The organism is Polynucleobacter sp. AP-Latsch-80-C2 (assembly GCF_018882185.1).
Classification (GTDB): domain Bacteria; phylum Pseudomonadota; class Gammaproteobacteria; order Burkholderiales; family Burkholderiaceae; genus Polynucleobacter.
The window spans coordinates 30,980-44,705 of the sequence record NZ_JACVOY010000007.1; the positions used below are offsets into that span (position 1 = coordinate 30,980).

The window sequence follows — 13,726 nt, forward strand, 5'->3', positions numbered from 1 at the left end:
AGCTTCTATTGGTGGACTAGCCCTTTTTTCCAACTAGCAAATGGGTGCGTATCTCGCCCAAGCCCTTGCACTCCATTAGCCCTGCATCTTCGAAGTCGTAGGCGTCTTTTAAGGCCTCATAAGTGCTTGGTGAAACCTGTACACGCCCATGCTGGGATGTTGACTCCATTCGACTAGCCGTATTAACGGTATTACCCCATAGGTCATAAGAGAACTTCGTAAACCCAATCACCCCGGCAACTACTGGTCCAGAGTTCATGCCAATCCGCATATTCAATTCAGCATTATTTTCTTGATTGAAATTCTTTAAATCCTCAAACATTCCCAATGCCATTTCAGCGCATAGAGCGGCATGATCAGGGCGAGGAATCGGAAGTCCGCCCACGGCCATATAGGCATCACCAATCGTCTTAATTTTTTCCAAACCCAATGCTTCTGCACGAACGTCAAAACGTGTGAATAAGTCATTTAATAATTTAACCAACTCAGTTGCTGTGGTCTTCGATGACATTTTGGTAAAACCTACCAAATCACTAAATAAGATAGTAACGTCTGGATAGCTTCCAGAAATATTCTTTTCTCCACGCTTCAATCGCTCAGCAATAGGTCTTGGCAAAATATTGAGCATCAACTTCTCAGTCTTCATTTGCTCAACTTCTAGCAATTGCTTCTCTTGATTAAGCATTTCTAAGTGCTTACGGTCCAAATCACGTAAGCGTTTTTTCTCTAAAGAAGAAAAAATGCGGGCTCGCAATAGAATTGGGTCAAATGGTTTTGGTAAGTAATCTTCTGCACCGATCTCAATACACTTAATGGTTTTTTCAAATTGATCTGCACCAGAAATCACAATGATGGGTAAGGCCTTATAGGCGTCATCTGACTTTAACTGAGATAAAACACCCAAACCATCTAACTCAGGCATCTCCATGTCCAAGAGCATCAAATCAACCGGCTTGGTCTTCACTACCTCAATTGCCTCAAGGCCATCAGCAGCTTCTAAAATATTATGAAAGCCTAGAGAGTTCAGTTCTCGAATTAATATCTTGCGTAGGGTTCTACTGTCATCCACTACGAGCACCGAAAATGCGGCAAATACCGGATCAATCTCAATCGCCGCTGTCGCAGTAGTCGTACTTTGGTTTTCCATATCAGACCTTAACGGAGGTATTGGGTTTGTAATAAGAGATCTTGTCGAGCGCAACGAGTTTGTACAGATCATTGAGATAGATGGATTCAGCGGCACCTAAAATCAATACGCTGTCATTACCATTCAATTGCTGCTGCATCTTTTCTAAGACTTTATCTTTTGCGTCTTGCTTGAAATAAATGAGTACATTTCTAAGCATGATCAAATCAAACTTGGGATAAAAAGGCCAAGCTCCCACTAAATTATGGTGCGAAAAATTCACCATTTTTCGAATGGCGGGCTTTACTTGGTAAGAGCCACTTTCACTATGATCAAAATACTTATGCAAGTAATGCGCATCTAAGCCACGGTGTGCCTCCATTGAGCTATAGATCCCAGACTTCGCCTTCTCTAAGATTAATTCAGAGATATCCGTAGCCTGGATATAGATTGTCCAGTCATTGAGCATCGGAAAATCTTCCTTCAGCATCATGGCTAGGCTATATACCTCTTGACCAGCGGAACAAGCCGAGCTCCAGATACGTAAGGTTTTATCTTTCTTGCGACCTTCAATTAACTCAGGAAGAATCGTTTTACGTAAAGCTTCAAATACATGCTTATCCCGAAAGAATGAAGTCTCATTCGTCGTTAAAGCCTCAAATGACTGCCAATGCAATGGACCTACCGGACTCTGCGTTAAAACTTTAATTAAGGCATACACATCGGGGAAGCCATTTTTCGCCGCAATTGGCATCAAGCGGGATTCCAACAAATATTGCTTGGTGTCATCCAATGCAATTCCTACCTGCTGTTCTAACATCACATAAAACTGCGGTAGATATTCTTTAGACATACTAGCGACTAGCTGGAACTTTGCGGGTTCGGAAAATAATTTCATCAGTGATCTTGTCAATCGGCAAAACACCATCGGCTAAGCCGGCTTGGACGACTGCGCCAGGCATCCCCCAAATCACGCTCGTAGCCTCATCCTGTGCAATCACTTGACCACCCTTTTCTTTGATGACTTGGGATCCTTTGAGGCCGTCATAACCCATACCTGTCAACATCACAGCAAGCAGATGATTGCCATAAACCTCTGCAGCCGTTCTAAACAAGACATCAACCGCAGGCCTGCAAGAATTTTCAGGGGGCTCGGTATTTAAATGAATGATAGTTTTTGTTCCTGGCCGTGACACAGTCATATGAAAACCGCCCGGAGCAATGTAGGCTACACCAGGCTCGGCTATCTCACCCTCTTGCGCTTCTTTAACTGTCATTACCCCAGTTGTACTTAAGCGCGCAGCTAGTAATGCCGTAAAGTCTGCCGGCATATGTTGAACGATAAAAATAGGAACACTCAGGGGTGCATTAAAAGCACCAAATACCTGCATCAAGGCTTCCGGACCCCCGGTGGAGACGCCAATACATACCGCCTCGGCAGGCCTAGCCAGAACACCTGAAGTTGCTTTACTAATTTTTGAGGCCAAGCTAGCTATAGGCTTTACTGGCGCAATAGGCTTAGGAATAACGGGTGGCTTAGCCACTATAGAAGGGGCAGTTTTTTGAGGACTTGCGCTCAACCCCTCTCGCTCCCTACGAGATTTGACACGCTTAGCTAAACCAATGATTTTAGGAATGAGCTCTGTTTCCAGAACTTTAAAAGCATCGTCAATACCGCCTGTGGCATTTGCGGGCTTACCTACGTAATCGCTTGCACCCGCCGTGAGGGCCATCACAGCTGCTTGGGCTCCCTTATGCGTCAAGGAGCTAAACATAATGATGGGTAAATATTTATTTTCTTTGCGGATCTCACGAAGGGCCGTCAGACCATCCATCTCAGGCATCTCTATGTCCAGGGTCATGACATCAGGATTACAGGTTTGAATGGCTTCGATCGCCTGCAGTCCATTAGCAGCAAAACCCGCAATCTCAATAGATGGCTCTTTTTGTAGGGCACTAGCAATAATTTTGCGCATTACCGCAGAATCATCAACAATCAGAACGCGTACTTTATCCACAACTTCCTAAAAAAGGCTAAGAGACTAACTCTGAACTAGATTGATACCAGAAACAATTTTGTGGGTATCTAAAACCAACAGTAATTTATCGGCTAATTTATGAACGCCCACAATGAGCTCTCTAGCATTGGCGTCAAGGTTACTTGGGGTTTCCTCAAAGGTATCGCCCGTTACTTCAGTAAAGTCTCCAACCCGATCAACCAGAAGCGCAAACAAATGGTCTTGATCTTGAAAGAAAATACTGAGTGAATCTGTACCGCTTGGGGCAACTGACATATTCAAACGGGTTCTCATATCAATCGCTGTAACAATGTGCCCGCGTAGATTAAAAAACCCAGCAACTTCCTTAGGGCCCAAAGGAACAGGGGTGATCTCTTGCCCCATTGTTACCTCAACGCCAACAGCAATTGGAATACCAAAGAATAGATTGCCTACAAAAAAAGTGGCGTAGGATCCGGCGCGGTTCATTTCATCTCCCGATCCATGGTGATGACGTCAGCATCTACATAGCTATCACCAGCCAAGCCCGCTTCCTGATGAGGACCCAGACCAGACATATTAAGCACTTCTTGAACGTTCAGAATACTCATCACAGAGTCATTCACGATCACGCTACCCATAATGCCTCGCTGTGGCGGAGATACCATCACTACCTGAGTTGGCACATTCACAATGTTATGTACTTTTTTGACAATAAAGCCGACTGGCTGACCATGGTGGTAGTGCACGATAACTGGCACAGTTTCATCGCCATAGAGACTCTTCTGGGTGGCACCCTCTACATAGTGTGCCAAAGAAATGAGTCTCATAATCTTATTGCCATAGAGCACAACAGCTTCATTGCCTCGACGGTCTATGCGAGATGCCGAAATCATTTCTAGGCGGTCGACAGTTTCCAATGGAATCACCATGCGCTCTAGACCCAGCAAATCAAACATCAACATTTGTTGTGAATCGTTATTCGCACCCAATGCAGCAGAGATATCCTGCTCAAATTGATTATCAGTAAGCTTAGAAATAATTCCAGAGCGAACAGCAATAGCATTGATATCAAAAATCAGGGCTACACGTCCATCGCCAAGGATCGTACTACCGCTATAAACAGGGGTGCCCTTTAGTAAAGGTCCAACAGACTTCACGACAACCTCTTGCATGTACAAGACTTCGTCTACTACGAGACCAAAGCGAATACCGGCCGCTTGCACAATCACAATATTCAAAGTCTGATCAACCGGTGGCATTACATCATCCACCTTCAATTCATAATTGAGGAAAACCAAAGGGATTAGCTTATCGCGCAAACGGAAAACCGGAACGCCATAGAAATCCTCAACGCCTGGCACGCCCTCACGCGGCTCATAACGAAGCATTTCGATCACGTTAACCTGAGGAATAGCGTAGCTATATTGCTTGCAACGGACAAATACGGCTGGCATGATCGCCAGCGTTAGAGGAATACTCAAACGTAAGCGCGTACCTTGTGCAGAAGTAGCAATGTCAACGGTTCCGCCAATCTCCTGAATGTTGGTTCGCACCACATCCATACCAACGCCACGACCTGATAAATTGGTGATTTCAGCCTTAGTAGAAAAACCAGGCAAATAAATAAAATCAATAATTTCGCGCTCAGTTAACTTTGCAGCCCGCTCAGGAGTGACTAAGCCTAGCTGTATTGCCTTCTGTTTAACCAAGGGAATATTGATACCGGCACCATCATCGGCAATCTCGATGACTACCATGCCATTCTCATGGAAAGCGCGTAACTTCACTGTACCGAGTTCGGGCTTTCCTTTTGCAATACGTTCAGCAGGCAGTTCAATACCATGGTCAACGCTATTGCGAATGATGTGCACTAGTGGATCACGAATACCTTCTAATAAAGTACGGTCGAGCTCTGTTTCAGCACCAATCTGTACTAGCTCCACTTTTTTACCGCAATCTTGAGCAATATCACGTACCAGGCGTGGGAACTTTGACCAGACCTGACTAATCGGCTGCATGCGCGTTTTCATCATGCGCTCTTGCAACTCAAGAGTAACAGTATCGATCCGTCTGACGGTGTTATTGAATGCTAAGTCACCACTCGTTCTGGCAAATGACAACAGGCGATTACGTGCCAAAACCATTTCACTCACTAAGTTCATGAGCTTATCTAGCAACTCAACACTGACTTTTACTGGAGCAGCCAACTCTTTAGAACTCTCGGCCTCATTGACTGCTGCATCAATAGATACCTCTTTGACTACTTCTAAAATATCTTGCTCTAGATCGGCAATACCTGCTTCTAGAATTTTTTCAGGGAGAACCTGTGGGGCTGGCTCAATCACTGCTTCTACTGCAGAGGCAGCCGGAGGGGCGGAAGGAGTAGATGGCGCTGGTGCACTCTTAGTGATACCAGAACCACCATCAGTCAAAAACTTTAAATTCTGAATAAGTGCTGAGTCGTCGCCTTCTGGCTCACGACGCTGCTTTTGTACGCCATCTACGATTGCGCGCAAACGATCGGACGTCTCCAAAAGAATATCGGTCATCTCTTCATTTAAGGTGAAGACTCCATCACGCAATTTACTCAATAGAGATTCACCGGCATGCGCCACTTTTTCCAGGCGATGAAATGCGAAGAACCCACTACTTCCTTTTAGGGTGTGCATCGCCCTAAAGATATTACCTAACAGCTTTTTATCTTCAGGGGTTTGCTCGAGCTGAACGAAATCAATGTCGAGCTGGTCAAATATTTCACCAGCCTCGAGCAGAAACTCATCTAGGATTTGATCGTTATTGTCCATATCTCTATTGGAGAGATTGACCTAGGTATCTATCTTCCGATCTCAGCCTTCGACCTTGAACTTGTTCACCATGCTTTGCAACTCAGAAGCCATCCTGGAAAGATCCTGAGCGGCTTGCTGGCAGTTATTAGCGCCTTCTGTCGTGTTTCTCGATACCATTGAAACGGAATCAATATTTCGGGCAATTTCTGTACTGCCTGTAGCGGCCTCTGCAACTGTGCGGCCAATTTCGTTGGCAGTAGCAGCCTGCTCTTCAACAGCACTCGCAATAATTCCGGAAATATCGTTAATCTTATTAATAATTCCAGAGATTGCGGCGATCGAATCAATCGCACCCTGCACATCCCGCTGGATATTGGCGATATTGCCGCCGATTTCCTCAGTAGCGCGAGAAGTTTGTCCAGCCAATTCTTTTACTTCGTTGGCTACAACTGCAAATCCCTTACCTAATTCGCCAGCACGCGCCGCTTCAATCGTCGCGTTCAAGGCCAACAAGTTTGTTTGCTCAGCAATGGATGAAATAACTTTCAGTACGCTACCAATTTCTTGGCTACTAATACCAAGCTTAGTCATGGTATCGCCAGTGAGTCTAGCTTCGTTGACGGCCTGGGTTGCAACAGCAGAGGCTTCAATAGCGTTAGAAGAAATCTCACGAATACTGACGCTCAACTCTTCGACCCCAGTAGCAACCGTTTGCATATTGCTGCTGACTTGAGTGGCTGCAGAGGAAGCAGAACCAGCTTGTGCATTTGTCTCTTCAGCGTTAGAACTCATTTGCGTACTGACAGCAGATAACTCTTCAGATGCAGCGGATAAGCTAGTCGCATTTTTAGAGATGGCTCTAAATGCATTACGTGATGTTTCAATCAACTGGTTTACTTGCTTAGAAATATCTAAGAAGAAACCTTCTTTACCTTCAACTTTTACAGCAGCAGTAAAGTCACCACCAGCTGCAGCAGCAATAATGCCGCCAATCTCTTTGGTGGTTTCGCCAGCAATGCGGTTATTTTCACGCTCTGCTTCTGCCAACTTAGCAGCATGTTGCAGGCTCACCTGCAACTCAGCCACGGCTTTAGCCATTTGACCGATTTCATTGGTGTAGTCGGTGTTATGCACCTTGGTATCGAGGCGCTCAGCAGCCAAGTCAGCCAAGGCATTCTTCAGATTCGTAATTGGATCATTAATCGATTTATTAACCAAGGTAACAATGATCAGAGATAGGATGAGAGCTGCAAGCAGTAAAACACCAATCAACCATTTCATATGATCGGCAGCAGCATTAGCTGCTTCCATATTCTTGGCAGCGCCCTCGATCTTCACTGCAGAAATCTCTTTAATCTCACCCATCACCTTAGCGAGGCCGTCTTGATACTCCTTGGAGCTAATAATTTTGTAAGCTGCTGCTGCGCCACCTTTGTTATCTAGTGCAGCAATAATGCTGTCGACTTGCACATAGAAATCATTAATTGTTGCGCCTACTGCATCGATCTTTGCTCTTAATTCAGGGCGAATGATTGTGCCTTTAGTCTTTTCATAATTTACTAAGAGCTCAGCCTTAACCTTAGTAACCGCCTCTTTACCCTTTTGAACACCAGCTTCATCACCAAAGTTGCTTGCAAGAGTCATGCGGTTGACTGTTCTGCCAATCACATTGATATCGCGATTCAAAGACCTTAGTAATGAAATCCCAATCAAATCTTTGTCATATATCTTCTGGGCATTCTCTTGCAGGAGATTGAGGCCATAAAAAGCCGTCGCCGAGATAATTACCGCAAATGTCACTACCGATGTAAATCCGATCACTAATTTAGTGCGTAGATTTAATTTAGCGAAAGAATTCGTTAAGCTCATGTTGTGTCGTCCAATTGGATTTATTTTTAGGCTGGTTTTAAAGGGGGCAAAAGCCAATACCAGCTTGCCTTAGATACTAACAAATTTTCTCAGGGAATCGCGGTTCTACGCCCAAAAAATGAGCATTCCAGCCCAGCTCACTCAAAGCCCTAGTAGCGGGAGGCGGGGCAAAAAAATGCCGGGAATATACCCAGCATTTATTTCAGGCAAAGGAGATTATCCCAACAATACTAAGGGTTAACCCTTATTAAAGAAGAATTTCAGGATTTTCTTGGCTAAAGCCTTAATGTCCTTTTCAACCTCATCAGCATCTATGGTTTTGTTCAATAGTATTTGATTGGCAGCCTTACGCTTCTCCAGTACTGCTGAGATTTCCTCTATTAACTCGGGGTGAGTCTCAAAGATTGGGGCAATATTGGCCTTGGTAATTTCAAGCAAAGTGGAATTCACCTTGGCACGGACATTTGCGGATCGCGGTTCACCTGTAAGCAGGGACATTTCGCCCACGCAATCTCCAGGCCAAATTGATGCCACCACTACCTCCTCCTCATCCTTCGGTATGGTTACCTCCAAGCTACCCTCAATCAAGATGTACATACTGTCTGCGGTATGCCCTTTTTCAATGAGGTGTTGATTAGCGCGGCAATTCACGATCTGAGCTGCATCCGTTAATTGAATAACCTGCTCCACACTCAATGCTTTAAGAATGCCTAAGCGATACACATCTTTGAGGCGATTCTTAACTGTATCAATAATTTCAGACGACTTAAAGACCTCTACCGTTGAGTTCATATTAATACCGCCCAGCTTAAAGAAGCGGGCAATCGATAAATTCACAATACCGTTTGAACGAATCGGCGGAATAGTGGGGTTGCACTCATATACCAAGAAGAAGGTGTAAGTGCCATTATTAATCTTGGCTAAAAACGCACGGTACCAAGGAAAAAAGTTTGGATCATTTTTAATGGTGTATTCAGCGGCCTGACTTAGCAGCTCAATGACCCTATCGGCATCGTTACCAGAGTCTAAGTCGAGCTCCAAAATACGGCGCGCGCCCATCTCCGTAGTCTGCTTAGAGAGGTTGATGTAATCCATATTAATAAAGCGACGATTAGGCACTCGAACGGTGTACTGTAAGACCGTTTTAATGGTCACCATCCGGCGATCCATCTGCACAATCTCATAATACCCACCACCATCACCTCTTACTTGAATCTGATCGCCAATACTAATTAAGCCGTCAGACTGAATCTGAATACAAGCAACCACGTCAGCAATAGCTTCACGCATGACGTAAACGATGCCGAAACCAATCGCACCCGAAGCGGCCAATATTTGACCTGCCGAATGGTCATACATCGCAATGAAGCCAAACAATCCAATAATGCTGTAGCAAATAATTGTGACTGCCTGCACTAAGATGGCAGGGACTGGTGTGCCATGTGTGGTTTGATTAAAGCGCGCTACAAAGTGCCTAATTCCCATATCCACAGATACGGCAAATAAAACAAACTGCCCAACCGCCAGAATGTCCTCAAGGCGGACAGCATGCTTATCAGCTAAGTCTGTGATGTTCCATGCCCAAAATGATCCGAAGCGACTTTCAAGCCAAAAAGCAAAAGCGATATTCGAAATAGCCAAAAGCCAAAAGAGCGGTTTTGGTAAAGTAAAAATATTGTGATTAATCTTCATGACAGTTGAATGCGAATTTGTGTAAGGGAATTATTTAATATTTGTGGGATACCAGCGCAAGCAGCTTGAGGACTGACAAACTGCAAACTCGTAAGGAAGCTAAGATACCCCACCTGATTTCGAAGAGCAATGGATTTTTCAGGATATGGCTTAGCCCATTCGTCGCTGAGGCGCCCAGCGAGAAGTTGACCTCTCAAAGGAAGCACGCTAGAGGCAAGGTCTGCCTCTACCAATAGCATTGCCAGACAATCAACATGTTCAGGGGATTTATTGTCCAGGCGTTCTAAAAGAGCCTTGTATTGACCATGATCAGTAGCCAAAATCCAGGGGCTAATGGATTCCAGAGTTTCCTGGCTTAATATCGAATCTTTGCTAGACCCCATCAAGAGCGCCTTTAATAAATCCAGGCTTTGCTGCTCTAACTCATAGGGAGAGCCATTGATTAAACCTGGATGCCCCAAATCATGGGCAGATGCGGCTAGCAGGAGTTGCCACTTCTCAGTCGAAGTAGTTGTCCATGCCTGACTAAATTGCTGACTCTCTTGAGCAGCTTCGCGCACCAGCAAGCAAGAGAGCATCAAACAAACATCCATCATATGTCTCTTGGAATGGAATGCAGGCTCAGTATTAACTGCGGCCAAACGATCAATTTCTGACCCCACAGCCACAATCATTGCCTTATAGGGATTTGGCTCAATGTACCAGGATTGCCAAATATTGGTGTTGACTAATGCATTAAGAAAATCTTGCATGCATTGCACTTCTTTTTCAATCCCCGCAAGCAACTCTTCCAGAAGCTGAGCATTGAGAGCAGTTCTCTCTACATCCAAAAATGAATTTAGATACGCTCGCAAATCAAATTGGAAGTCATTCATTTGCTAGATAGCTTGATTAGTCGCATGTATAGAGTTTATACAATGAGAGATGACAGTCTAGCAATGGACAAACCCACCAAAAAAATTGGAGCTATCAGCGAGGGTTATATTGAATCGTGAAGAGCTTAACTCTTTGGATTCATACGGTAAAACACCAGCAAATCATTTCTACCAACAGGGGCAGCAAGATTGCCTTCTATATCGGCTAAGAAATTGGCAAAGTCTTGTGTATCTTCAAGTGAGGCGGCCTGCTCAGCATTTTCCCAAATACCAAATCCCTCAATCACATTCTGCGCCTGATTACCAACGATGATGACATCATGTAAATCTGGATGACTTGCTAAAACTTCCTCAGCAAACTGGTGATAACGATCGCAGACTTTCTGAAATGAGCCAGGTTTAGTTTGTAAGGAGAGGTGAGCAACATGTGACATAGAGATTCCTAGGGGTTAAGGTAACGATTCAATATATTAGCGCTTGTATCCAGACTTAGTGCCAAAGATTTTTTCCCTTTGGGACCAGTCGTGAGTTTCATTCCATAACTCAAGCACTTTAGGAGCTTCAGCCTCGAAGATGGGGTACATCGAGGCATCACAAGTATCCGCCGTTAACTCCAAGCGATGGCCCGATGGATCAAAGAAGTAGATGGAGCTAATGAAATCATCATGATTGGTTGGACCTAATACCTCTACTCCCTTATCCATCAATTCTTGCTTAGCTTTCAGCAAGACCTCCATACTTTCCACCTTAAATGCGAAATGCTGAATCCAATCTGGCGACTCCAGATCCTTCATGTTGCCAGGATCTTTAGGGCATTCAAAAAAAGCAATGCAACTACCATCTTCTAATTGGAAAAAGATGTGGATATGGGGGCTATATGCACCCGTCGATGGGACATGGTCTTCGCCCATTGCATGAGAAAACTTCAAACCTAGTATGTCGGTATAAAACTGGACTGTATCTTTTGCATCTAAGCATCGATATGCTGCGTGGTGAAGTCGTTTACAGAGCATGCGGCCCCCAATTCACTGTTGTGGAATATTAGCGGAGACAAGTACTTTTCTCCACTTGGCAATTTGGCCACTAACGTACTGCTTCATTTGTGCACCTGAGCTTGAGGGGGTTACTAAGCCGCCCGTATTCTCTAACTTAGAAATTACTTCAGGATCAGCAAGTACCTTCAGGAGTGCAGTATGAAGACGCTTTTGAATTTCAGGACTCGTTCCCTTGGGGGCAGCAAGCCCAGTCCAGGAGGTCACCTCATATCCAGGAATCGTATCCGCTACAGGCGGCACACCTGGTAATAGTTTGTAAGGCTTTAATGAAGTCACACCCAGGGCTCTTAATTTGCCAGCTTCCATTTGGGCTTTAGTGACGGTGATCGAATCAAACATCACATCTACCCTACCCCCAAGAATATCTTGCAAGGGACCTGCACCACCCTTGTAGGGAATGTGAGTCATCCGAACCCCTGCCATCGAAGCAAATAATTCTCCCGAGAGATGTTGTGTGGAGCCTATACCAACCGAGGTATAAGAAATCGTATCTGGGGCAGCTTTGGCGGCAGCAATAACATCGGCAAGCGTTTTAAATTTACTTTCTGCAGATACTGAAACGGCAAAGGGAAACTGCGTTACTAAAGAAATCCACTCAAAATCATCGACCGGATTAAAGGTAAGCTTGCTATACACCGCCGCAGATACTGCATGACCACCCGTTAAGAGTATTAAGGTATAGCCATCAGGCAGCGACTTTGCAACTGCAGCACTGGCAATATTGCCACCCGCCCCCGTTTTTGCCTCAACAATAATTTGCTGACCTAATTCTTTTGCAAGGCCTGGAGCAATAATTCTGGCGATAGTATCTGAATTGCCTCCTGTACCAAAACCCTGAATCAAAGTAATGGGCTTATCAGGATAGGTACCTTGCGCAAGAACAGAACCAAGCAGCAATCCTAGAGAAATCAAGAGCGAGCAGATGAGTTTTGTCATCATGGTGTTTTAATTTTCTGTCGAATAGCACCAAAGATTGAATTACCCTGAGAATCTAATGCATCTATATAGACCTCATCCCCATTCCTCAAGAATGGTGTACTGGAACTTCCATGCACCATTTGCTCATGGATGCGAGCTTCAGCAACACAGCCAAAACCACTCTGCTCATCCTGGTTAGTAACCGACCCAGCGCCAATAATGGTCCCAGCACTCAAAGACCTCGTACGGCAAGCATGCCCTATTAAATCGAGGTAAGTGAAGAACATATCTTTACCAGTATTAGGCTGACCCATACGCTTGCCATTGATTTCCGATATTAAATCTAGATGAATTTTTTCACCATCCCACATCTCGGCCAACTCATCTAATGTCACAGCTACTGGTGAAAAAGAGCTTGTGGGTTTAGCCTGCATAAATCCAAATCCTTTAGGCAACTCCGTTTTGGTTAAAGCCCGTAGGGTGTAATCATTCAGCAGCATGACTAACTTAATATGCTTACCAGCCTCTGACTTAGACACGCCCATTGGTACGTCGTCCACCACAATCGCTACCTCAGCTTCATAGTCGGGCTCTAAGGTAGCATCCGGAAATACCATGACTTCGGTTGGTCCGCAAAAACGATCTGAAAGGCCTTGATACATGAGCGGTTCAGTTTTGTAATTTGGCGGCATTTCAGCGCCTCTTGCTTTGCGCGCTTTCTCCATGTGATGTAAGTACACAGAGCCATCCAGAAATTGATAACTTCTTGGAAAAGGACTTTCCAATTTAGCAATATCTAATTTAAATGCACCATCTATTTGATTGGCATTCAATTGCTCATACACTTGGCTTAATTGACTCTCTGAAGTAGCCCAACTTTCAATGGCTTTTTGCATGGTTGTAGCAATCTGTGGCACCAGTATTGCGCGCTCTAAATCTTTTGAAACCACGACCAATGCTCCATCGCGATCGCCAGTTCTTAGACTAGCTAATTTCATGTTGTCTCCTGAATAATTTTTATTATTTTTTAATCTTGACAGCTATCGCTTTACTCATTTTTCGGCGGCGGCTGCCAAGGCCAGCGACCATCGATCTCTAAAGTAAGAGACCAGCTCAGAAAGCATCGAATCAGCACAATAGCGCCCAATACGCCAACACTCATTAAGGTTGGACTAATCGCAACGGTTCGAATGACGTCGCCCGCTACTAAAACCTCCAACCCCAATATGAGTGAGCGGACTATTTGAATGCGAAACGCCTTATAAGCCTCGCTAGAGTTTTGCGTATAGAGATCTTTGGCGAAAAGAAATAATCCCCAAAGCATGCCCAGCGACACCACTGCTACGCCAAGGGCATCCATGACATTACTTACTGCCCGAATAATTTCAATTTGATCCATGATTTC

The 13,726-nt window shown here is 44.7% G+C and carries 13 protein-coding genes; all 13 read right to left on the reverse strand.

All coding sequences use genetic code 11. The features are described from left to right. Positions 1-16 precede the first annotated feature (16 nt). The 13 genes from ICN47_RS08750 to ICN47_RS08810 all read right to left on the reverse strand — a co-directional run bounded on the left by ICN47_RS08750 (position 17) and on the right by ICN47_RS08810 (position 13,720). Positions 17-1,147 carry an adenylate/guanylate cyclase domain-containing protein gene (locus ICN47_RS08750; protein WP_216219552.1) on the reverse strand — a complete coding sequence of 377 codons (1,131 nt, stop codon included), beginning with the start codon at positions 1,145-1,147 and terminating at the stop codon, positions 17-19. A gap of 1 nt (position 1,148) precedes the next feature. After that, complete coding sequence (locus ICN47_RS08755; protein WP_216219553.1) at positions 1,149-2,024, reverse strand: protein-glutamate O-methyltransferase CheR; 876 nt, start codon at positions 2,022-2,024, stop codon at positions 1,149-1,151. Next, positions 1,981-3,144 (reverse strand): chemotaxis response regulator protein-glutamate methylesterase, encoded by a 1,164-nt coding sequence (locus ICN47_RS08760; RefSeq protein WP_216219554.1) that lies wholly within the window; start codon positions 3,142-3,144, stop codon positions 1,981-1,983. The genes ICN47_RS08755 and ICN47_RS08760 overlap by 44 nt, the downstream gene beginning before the upstream one ends. Before the next feature lie 24 nt (positions 3,145-3,168). After that, on the reverse strand, positions 3,169-3,612 hold the full coding sequence (locus ICN47_RS08765) for a chemotaxis protein CheW (protein ID WP_216219555.1): 444 nt from the start codon (positions 3,610-3,612) through the stop codon (positions 3,169-3,171). Beyond that, positions 3,609-5,930 carry a chemotaxis protein CheA gene (locus ICN47_RS08770; protein ID WP_216219556.1) on the reverse strand — a complete coding sequence of 774 codons (2,322 nt, stop codon included), beginning with the start codon at positions 5,928-5,930 and terminating at the stop codon, positions 3,609-3,611. The genes ICN47_RS08765 and ICN47_RS08770 overlap by 4 nt, the downstream gene beginning before the upstream one ends. Positions 5,931-5,972: 42 nt before the next feature. Beyond that, positions 5,973-7,781, reverse strand: coding sequence for a methyl-accepting chemotaxis protein (locus ICN47_RS08775; protein ID WP_216219557.1), 1,809 nt, complete (start codon positions 7,779-7,781; stop codon positions 5,973-5,975). Positions 7,782-8,018: 237 nt separating this feature from the next. After that, entirely contained in the window at positions 8,019-9,473 is a 1,455-nt protein-coding gene (locus tag ICN47_RS08780; protein WP_216219558.1) for a mechanosensitive ion channel family protein, read from the reverse strand. Continuing rightward, positions 9,470-10,348: a 3',5'-cyclic nucleotide phosphodiesterase gene (locus ICN47_RS08785; protein WP_216219559.1), complete on the reverse strand. Its 879-nt coding sequence runs from the start codon at positions 10,346-10,348 to the stop codon at positions 9,470-9,472. Before ICN47_RS08785 ends, ICN47_RS08780 begins: the two co-directional genes overlap by 4 nt. A 125-nt stretch (positions 10,349-10,473) precedes the next feature. Further along, the gene (locus ICN47_RS08790; RefSeq protein ID WP_216219560.1) at positions 10,474-10,782 is read right to left on the reverse strand and encodes a hypothetical protein; all 309 of its coding nucleotides are present in this window, start codon (positions 10,780-10,782) and stop codon (positions 10,474-10,476) included. 36 nt (positions 10,783-10,818) lie between these two features. After that, complete coding sequence (locus tag ICN47_RS08795) at positions 10,819-11,361, reverse strand: VOC family protein (protein WP_216219561.1); 543 nt, start codon at positions 11,359-11,361, stop codon at positions 10,819-10,821. A gap of 12 nt (positions 11,362-11,373) precedes the next feature. Next, positions 11,374-12,342: a tripartite tricarboxylate transporter substrate binding protein gene (locus ICN47_RS08800; protein ID WP_216219562.1), complete on the reverse strand. Its 969-nt coding sequence runs from the start codon at positions 12,340-12,342 to the stop codon at positions 11,374-11,376. Continuing rightward, complete coding sequence (locus tag ICN47_RS08805) at positions 12,339-13,319, reverse strand: fumarylacetoacetate hydrolase family protein (RefSeq protein WP_216219563.1); 981 nt, start codon at positions 13,317-13,319, stop codon at positions 12,339-12,341. The genes ICN47_RS08800 and ICN47_RS08805 overlap by 4 nt, the downstream gene beginning before the upstream one ends. Before the next feature lie 50 nt (positions 13,320-13,369). Then, on the reverse strand, positions 13,370-13,720 hold the full coding sequence (locus tag ICN47_RS08810; RefSeq protein WP_216219564.1) for a DUF1622 domain-containing protein: 351 nt from the start codon (positions 13,718-13,720) through the stop codon (positions 13,370-13,372). Positions 13,721-13,726: the final 6 nt, after the last annotated feature.

What these genes read in the sequence shown, in the direction of transcription:
- ICN47_RS08750 (WP_216219552.1), bottom strand. Translation starts at nt 1,147, where the DNA reads ATGGAAAACCAAAGTACGACTACTGCGACAGCGGCGATTGAGATTGAT.
- ICN47_RS08755 (WP_216219553.1), bottom strand. Translation starts at nt 2,024, where the DNA reads ATGAAATTATTTTCCGAACCCGCAAAGTTCCAGCTAGTCGCTAGTATG.
- ICN47_RS08765 (WP_216219555.1), bottom strand. Translation starts at nt 3,612, where the DNA reads ATGAACCGCGCCGGATCCTACGCCACTTTTTTTGTAGGCAATCTATTC.
- ICN47_RS08770 (WP_216219556.1), bottom strand. Translation starts at nt 5,930, where the DNA reads ATGGACAATAACGATCAAATCCTAGATGAGTTTCTGCTCGAGGCTGGT.
- ICN47_RS08775 (WP_216219557.1), bottom strand. Translation starts at nt 7,781, where the DNA reads ATGAGCTTAACGAATTCTTTCGCTAAATTAAATCTACGCACTAAATTA.
- ICN47_RS08780 (WP_216219558.1), bottom strand. Translation starts at nt 9,473, where the DNA reads ATGAAGATTAATCACAATATTTTTACTTTACCAAAACCGCTCTTTTGG.
- ICN47_RS08785 (WP_216219559.1), bottom strand. Translation starts at nt 10,348, where the DNA reads ATGAATGACTTCCAATTTGATTTGCGAGCGTATCTAAATTCATTTTTG.
- ICN47_RS08790 (WP_216219560.1), bottom strand. Translation starts at nt 10,782, where the DNA reads ATGTCACATGTTGCTCACCTCTCCTTACAAACTAAACCTGGCTCATTT.
- ICN47_RS08795 (WP_216219561.1), bottom strand. Translation starts at nt 11,361, where the DNA reads ATGCTCTGTAAACGACTTCACCACGCAGCATATCGATGCTTAGATGCA.
- ICN47_RS08800 (WP_216219562.1), bottom strand. Translation starts at nt 12,342, where the DNA reads ATGATGACAAAACTCATCTGCTCGCTCTTGATTTCTCTAGGATTGCTG.
- ICN47_RS08805 (WP_216219563.1), bottom strand. Translation starts at nt 13,319, where the DNA reads ATGAAATTAGCTAGTCTAAGAACTGGCGATCGCGATGGAGCATTGGTC.
- ICN47_RS08810 (WP_216219564.1), bottom strand. Translation starts at nt 13,720, where the DNA reads ATGGATCAAATTGAAATTATTCGGGCAGTAAGTAATGTCATGGATGCC.